Annotated in this window: 5 protein-coding genes and 1 pseudogene; 3 read left to right on the plus strand and 3 right to left on the minus strand. The window is 61.9% G+C overall.

Annotation, left to right across the window (positions count from 1 at the left end; translation table 11 throughout):
* Both NW857_RS03310 and NW857_RS03315 read left to right on the plus strand, forming a co-directional pair.
* Positions 1 to 185 (plus strand): annotated as a pseudogene (locus NW857_RS03310) (hypothetical protein); the annotation flags it as partial.
* A gap of 10 nt (positions 186 to 195) precedes the next feature.
* Positions 196 to 1911: a helicase HerA domain-containing protein gene (locus NW857_RS03315; protein ID WP_414333356.1), complete on the plus strand. Its 1716-nt coding sequence runs from the start codon at positions 196 to 198 to the stop codon at positions 1909 to 1911.
* Here NW857_RS03315 and NW857_RS03320 read toward each other — a convergent pair.
* From NW857_RS03320 to NW857_RS03330, 3 genes are all read right to left on the minus strand, one after another.
* Positions 1881 to 3125 (minus strand): FAD-dependent hydroxylase, encoded by a 1245-nt coding sequence (locus NW857_RS03320; protein ID WP_414367933.1) that lies wholly within the window; start codon positions 3123 to 3125, stop codon positions 1881 to 1883. The genes NW857_RS03315 and NW857_RS03320 overlap by 31 nt on opposite strands.
* Positions 3126 to 3131: 6 nt before the next feature.
* The gene (locus NW857_RS03325) at positions 3132 to 4118 is read right to left on the minus strand and encodes a methyltransferase domain-containing protein (RefSeq protein WP_414333352.1); all 987 of its coding nucleotides are present in this window, start codon (positions 4116 to 4118) and stop codon (positions 3132 to 3134) included.
* A gap of 441 nt (positions 4119 to 4559) precedes the next feature.
* A complete protein-coding gene (locus NW857_RS03330) occupies positions 4560 to 5618 on the minus strand; it encodes a glucokinase (RefSeq protein ID WP_414333351.1) in 1059 nt (352 codons plus the stop codon).
* Between the two features lie 255 nt (positions 5619 to 5873).
* Here NW857_RS03330 and NW857_RS03335 point away from each other — a divergent pair, with 255 nt between their 5' ends.
* A complete protein-coding gene (locus NW857_RS03335; protein ID WP_414333349.1) occupies positions 5874 to 6491 on the plus strand; it encodes a DUF3120 domain-containing protein in 618 nt (205 codons plus the stop codon).
* Position 6492: the final 1 nt, after the last annotated feature.

Consider the following 6492-nt stretch of genomic DNA (forward strand, 5'->3'; position numbering starts at 1 on the left):
TTCTCAACGCCAACAATCCCAACCGCTCTCAGGCCCGCGGCGGATCCCCGGAGATCGCCTACATCCAGGCCCGCGGGCTGCCCCTCTCCCGTCTGGGCTTTTGGACGCCGGAGGAGGTGGAGATCGTCCGCACCTGGATCGTGCAGGATGGCGCCCCCCGCACCAGCGCCCGTGCCCAGAACTAGTCTCACCGCCATGACCGCTTCCCAACCTTTGGCCACGGTGATTCAGGGATCCCTGAGTCGGGGCTTGGAAGCTCGCCTCAACCCCGGTGTTTCGGTAGAAGACCTGCGGGTGGGCAAGTTTGTGGTGATTCAAGGGGAGCGCCACCGCTTCTTCGGTCTGCTCACCGACGTTACGTTAGCAACCAGCAACCCCCAGATCCTGGTCAACCCCCCCCGCCCGGAAGAGACCCTGCTGCAGGAGGTGCTGGCAGGTACCGGCACCTACGGGGTTATCGCCCTCACGCCAATGCTGATGTTGGTGCCGCGGCAGACGGAAGGGGAAAGGCTGTACCCCCTCATTGATCCCAAGCGGCCAGAAGATGGCGGCCCAGCCCTTCCTGGTGCCGAGGCGATGGAGCTGTTGCCGGTGAAAACGGTGCCGGCCCATTTTTCCCAGGTGTACGAGGCGCGGGAGCTGGACTTTCGCACCGTCTTCGGCTGGGAAGAGGACCCAACTCGGCGCAACTTCGCCATCGGTCAGCCCTTGGACATGGCGGTGCCCATTTGCCTAGATTTGGATCGCTGGGTGGAGCGCAGCAACGGCATCTTCGGCAAGTCCGGTACCGGCAAATCCTTCCTGGCCCGCCTGCTCCTGGCGGGCATCATCCGCAAACGGGCGGCGGTGAACCTAATTTTTGATATGCACTCCGAGTACGGCTGGGAGGCGGCCAGCGAGGATAGGCAGGCCACCACTGTCAAGGGGCTGCGGCAGCTCTTCCCCGGCCAGGTACAAATCTATACCTTGGATCCCGATTCCACCCGGCGGCGAGGGGTGCGGGATGCCCGCGAACTGTTTATTGCCTACAACCAGATCGAGGTGGAAGATCTGGCCCTGTTGGCGGAGGAGCTCAACCTCTCGGAGGCCAGCCTGGAAAACGCCATTATCCTGCGCAACGAGTTTGGCCGCGACTGGATCAGCCGGCTCTTGAGCCTCTCCAACGCCGAGGTTCAAGAGTTTTGCGAACAGAAGATGGGCAACAAGGCCTCGATCCTGGCCCTGCAGCGCAAGCTCACCCGCCTCGACGACCTCAAGTACATCCGCAACAGCTTGCCCCACAACTACATCGGCGAGATCTTGGAGGCCCTCAGCCGCGGCATCCACGTGGTCATCGAGTTCGGATCCCAGTCCAACCTGCTCTCCTACATGTTGGCAGCCAACGTCATCACCCGCCGCATCCACCAGGCCTATGTGCAGCAGACAGAGCGGTACCTGCAGTCCAAAAATCCCCTCGACCGGCCCCGGCAACTGTGCATCACCATCGAGGAAGCGCACCGCTTTCTGGATCCGCGGGCGGCCAAGCAGACCATTTTCGGCACTATTGCCCGCGAGATGCGCAAGTACTTTGTCACGCTGCTGGTGGTGGATCAGCGCCCTTCCAGTATCGACAGCGAGGTGATGTCGCAGTTGGGCACCCGCATCACGGCCCTCCTCAACGACGACCAAGATATCGAGGCCGTGTTCACAGGGGTAGCCGGCAGCCAGAACTTGAAAACAGTGCTGGCCAAGCTGGATTCCAAACAGCAGGCCCTGATCCTCGGCCATGCCGTGCCCATGCCGGTGGTGGTGCAAACCCGCTCCTACGACCCCAGGTTCTACGCCGAGATCGCCGATCCCGACTGGTCCCAGGCCGCCGATGCGGAGGTGCTTTGGGCAGCTCAGAAGGCCAAGGAGGAACTGGGGCTGTAGGGAGGGCTTCCCCACAAGCCAGTCATCAGGCGCAGCAAAAAGCAGCGCAGGGGCGGAAAGGCCATCATCCCGCTCAGGATCCAGCGCCGCATGACCACCAGGGGCCAGTAGGAGTTGGAGAAGGTGCGGGTGAGTAGATCCGTGAAGAGCAGCACCAGCCAGTTTTCCCAACGGCGACGGCGACCGTAGCGGCGCAGGACTTTGACATCTCCCAGATCCTCGTGCCGTTGCCAAGCAGCCAACAGCACCTGGGCCAAGGCAGCGGCATCGCGGATGCCGAGGTTCAGCCCTTGGCCGGCCACCGGATGGCAGTGGTGAGCAGCATCTCCCACCAACGCCAAGCGGTGCTGATAGTAGCGGCGGCTCTGGCGCAGACGGGCCGGGAAGACTTGGGGCGGGTTCAGCAAGGTGAGGCAGCCGCCCTGGACGCCGTAGTAGCGCTGCATCTCGGCCAAGAAGTCGGCCTGAGAAAGGGCCAGCGTGGCTTTGGCCTGCTCGTGGGGCAGGATCCAGACCACCTGGCAGCGATTGCCGGGCAGGGGCAGGATGGCGAAGGGGCCAGCAGGCCAGAAGCGTTCGTAGGCGATGTTTTGGTGGTCTTGGGCAGGGGCCACCAGGGCGGTGATACACGACTGCCAGTAGTCCCAGCCGTCGCTAGGGATCCCTGCCCGCTGCCGCACGGGAGAGCGCAGGCCGTCGGCAGCCACCACCAGAGCGGCGGCCAGTCGGCGCCGGCCCTGTGTCATTTCCAGCTCTACCTCGGCGGCAACCTTCCCGTAGGTTACCCTCTCCACCCTGGCTTCGTAGTAGCAGGTGATCTTGGGATCGGCGGCTACTTGCTCCTGGAGCACCTGCTGCAGCCGAGCATGTTCGCCGCAGTAGAAAACCGCCGTTTCCCCCACATCCTCCGGCCTAAATGTCACCCGCTGGGGAGCGTTGGCGTCGGTCAGAATCACCTGGGCAAAGGGCGTGATGTGGGGAGCCAGCGCCTCCCACACCCCGATGGCCCGAAAGATGCGGATCGACAGCGGCGAAAGGGCATAGGCCAAGGGGCGCTGCCTGACTGCCTCAGCCGACTGGGCCTCGATGAGGGCCAAGCGCAGGCCGGAGCCCTGCAGGGCACAAGCTAGAGTCAGGCCCGCAATGCCGCCGCCGACGATGATCACGTCGTAGAGGGCGTCCAGGGTATCCGGAGGGGGAGCAAGGAGCGTCATTGTCTCTTATTGGGTGCTGTGGCCAACTACTTCTGGGGAGGCGGAGTTTGCCGGCGTGGCGGCCCGCACCGCCCGGAACATGCCAAAGCGGCAGAGGCCGGTGCCGAAGGCCAGGCGCATGAGCAAGAAGGTGGGCACCTCCCGCAGCGACTTAATCAAGCCTACCAAGCCAAACTTCAGCAAGCCCTCGGGACGGACAATGCCCTGCCAGATGGAATCCAGCCAAGAAGGAAGGGTTTCTTGCGTCCAGTCGGCGGTTTCCACCTGCCCTTCCACCAGCCCGGTGGCTTGCAACTGTTCGGCAAACCCCTCGATGCTGGAAAAAGCGGGGTGCGACCACTGATCCAACAACTGCCGCATCACCAGCCGCTCCCAAAAGTTGAGGGGCTTTTGACGGTCGTCCCGCTGGTTCCAGTCCGCCACCACCAAGATGCCTCCCGGCTTGAGCACCCGCAGCATCTCGCTGGCGTAGCGGGCCTTGTCCGGCATGTGGGGCCCCGCTTCGATGGACCAGACCACATCAAAGCTGGCGTCGGGAAAGGGCAGGTTGAGGGCATCGGCCACCTGAAACCGGACGGGCAGATCGGGGGGGGTGAGCTCTTGGGCCCGCTGCACCTGCTGTGGGCTAATGGTGATGCCGGTTACGACAAAGCCGTAGTCGCGGGCCAAGATGCGACAACTACCGCCGATGCCGCAACCTACATCCAGCACCGTCGTCCCCGGCGGCAGCCGATCCAGCCCGCCCCAGCGCACCATCTCGTGGACAAAGTCGTGCTTGGCCTGGATGAAGTTCTTCCGCCGCGGCGGGGATCCGTAGTGGCCGAGGTGAATATGCTCGCCCCAGTAGAACTCCAGGATCCCGTCGCGGGTCCACTCGTCGTAAGACTTAGCCACGGATGCGGGAGACTCGTATTTGCGAGCAGTCAACAGGTAGGCTGCCAGACCCACGGCCAGCAGCAGAGCTATGCTCAAAGCCCAGAGGATTGGATTCATCGGATTATAGTCGTTTCAAACAAGATTAAGACACTTTGCCGCCGACCCAAGCGCTCCGGGCCTCTACCCTCACCCCCAACCCCTCTCCCAGAGGTGCCCAAGCGCTCCGCGCCGCTAACGCGACCACCCCCAACCCCTCTCCCAGAGGGAGAGGGGAGTTAGGGATAGCGCTCCGCGCCGCCGGCGCGTTCGCGACAGCGTTGCGTAGAAATAACGACGTAGAGAAACGTTTCATTGCTACTTGGTAGTGACTATAACTGTGCTGAGGGACGGCGATCATCGGTTGGATGGCGGCTGCCCGCTATTGGGAAGTCTAACAATGCGGCAAAGATCCAATCCCATTTTGCCCCATCCGCCAAGGGATGAAGTTTAGGATCCCGACGAGGGACGGCTGGACAAGATTGTCCAGCATGATTCCAGCATCAATGGGGATCGTTGCCATCATCCGCTGGGCTGGGTGGTCTTGCCAGACAAAAGGGTGGCGGCATAGCGAGCAGCTCCCTTCAACCCCACCTGCGCATTCACCACCACCTGCACCGACAGTTGCTCCAGGAGAGGACGCATCCGCCCTTTGTCCAAAAACGAGGACAAAAACTCTCCTTGGTGCAAGAGGCGCAAGAGCTTGGGCGCGATCCCACCGGCGATGAACAGGCCCCCGCGAGGCAGCAGTTGCAGGGCGAAGTTCCCGACCGCAGCTCCGTACAAGCTGATAAAAAGCCGCAGACACTCCACTGCCAGCGGATCCCGTGCTTCCATGGCGGCATTGGCAATTTGGGCTGCCGGGTCAACAGGCTCGGCCCCCTTTTCCCAAGCCTCAATTTGGGCCAGCAACTGTTCTTCCCCTTGCCCCCACCGACTATCCCGCAAAAATTGATAGATGGCAACAATTCCCTGCCCTGAGACCACCCGCTCGGTGGAGACACGCCCGTGCCGTTTTTGCAAATACCTCAAAAGCTCCCACTCTAAAGGGGTGCGCGGGGAAAAATCCACATGCCCTCCCTCGCTGGCATGAACCTGGTAGCCGCCTTCTCCCCAGGTGAGGTAAGCCTGCCCCAAACCCGTACCTGCTCCCATCACGCCAATCGGAGCCCGGGGTTGACGCTCACCCACTTGCAAGGTGTCCAGATCTTGATCGCCCAGGGCAAGCAGGCCATACCCCACAGCGCTGAAGTCGTTGATCAAGGCTACGCGCGGGATCCCCAGCTCTGCGGCCAATTGGCTTGACTGCAGATCCCAAGGCAAGTTGGTGATCTTGGCGGTCTGTACCCTTGCTCGCTCCATCACCGGGCCGGCCACCGCAAAACAGGCAGCAGCAGGCTGTGGATCTCGACCCAGCTCCTGCCGAGCCTGGGCCAGAAACTCTCCCACCATCGGGGCGAGGCTGACGAAATCTTGGCTGGCGTAGCGGCAATGATAAAGGCTGTGCTCGGGATCCTCGGCATTGACAAGGCTGAGGCTGGTTTTGGTGCCCCCGATATCTGCGGCCAACAGCAAGTCCATACGGTTTCCTCCGGCCAGCACATCGTTTCCACCCTGGCATCTCTGGAGAGGGAATGCCCATTTCGGCCTCCCGGAGCTTTCCCGCTCCTGTCACGGCGAAGAAGGTGCTATGTTAACTGATGTAAAGGTTTTTAATGTTGCATTTTGTCTTCCACACCTTTTTTGCCCCCTCTCCCAAATGAGCCTCTGCTGTCATCTGAGCATCGCCCTCTCCCAATTCAAAAGCGTTTCGGATCCCACCATGCCATTGGGGGAATGGCGGCTCTGCTCGTCTGCCTGCCCGTTTTTGTGCAAGCGCCCCTGGTGCGATATGCCCCCTGGGTGAGCTTGGTGATGTCTTTGGGCTGGTTGGGCCTCAGTTTGCATCTCTACTCGCAGCTCCGTACCCGCCTGTGGGGAGATTTGCTCTACGGCTTTACCCTGACTTGGCTGGCGGGATCCCTGTATTGGGGCTGGCTGCGCTTTGAGCCTCTTTGGCACATGCCCGTGGAAGCTTTGGGGATCCCGATTGTCTGGTGGGGGACACGGCAGCGGTTTGCCCGCATCGGCACCTGGTTTTATCTCGGTTCCCTGTGGGGCACGGCGATTACCGATCTTTACATTCACTCGGTGGGCTTGCTGCCGGAGTGGCGACAGGCGATGCAGTTCGACCGCTTGGATCAGGCGGTTGTCCCTTTCATGGCCGCTCTTGACAAAATGGCTACCCCCTGGGGCCTGAGTTGGGGCATCGGCCTGGGCCTTCTCTTGCTGGGCGCTGGGTTGTGGATGATTCGGGGATCCCGCCGCCTGCACCATTGGGCCTTTGCCGGAGCAGTGCTAAATACCCTGTTGGTGGATGGTCTTTTTGCCTGGGGGGCGGCTTTGCTGCGGTGAG

Origin of the sequence: Synechococcus sp. H55.9 (assembly GCF_047462355.1) — a bacterium.
Classification (GTDB): domain Bacteria; phylum Cyanobacteriota; class Cyanobacteriia; order Thermostichales; family Thermostichaceae; genus Thermostichus.

Coding starts and splice junctions, on each gene's coding strand:
- NW857_RS03320 (WP_414367933.1), bottom strand. CDS start 3,125: ATGACGCTCCTTGCTCCCCCTCCGGATACCCTGGACGCCCTCTACGAC.
- NW857_RS03330 (WP_414333351.1), bottom strand. CDS start 5,618: ATGGACTTGCTGTTGGCCGCAGATATCGGGGGCACCAAAACCAGCCTC.
- NW857_RS03325 (WP_414333352.1), bottom strand. CDS start 4,118: ATGAATCCAATCCTCTGGGCTTTGAGCATAGCTCTGCTGCTGGCCGTG.
- NW857_RS03315 (WP_414333356.1), top strand. CDS start 196: ATGACCGCTTCCCAACCTTTGGCCACGGTGATTCAGGGATCCCTGAGT.
- NW857_RS03335 (WP_414333349.1), top strand. CDS start 5,874: ATGGCGGCTCTGCTCGTCTGCCTGCCCGTTTTTGTGCAAGCGCCCCTG.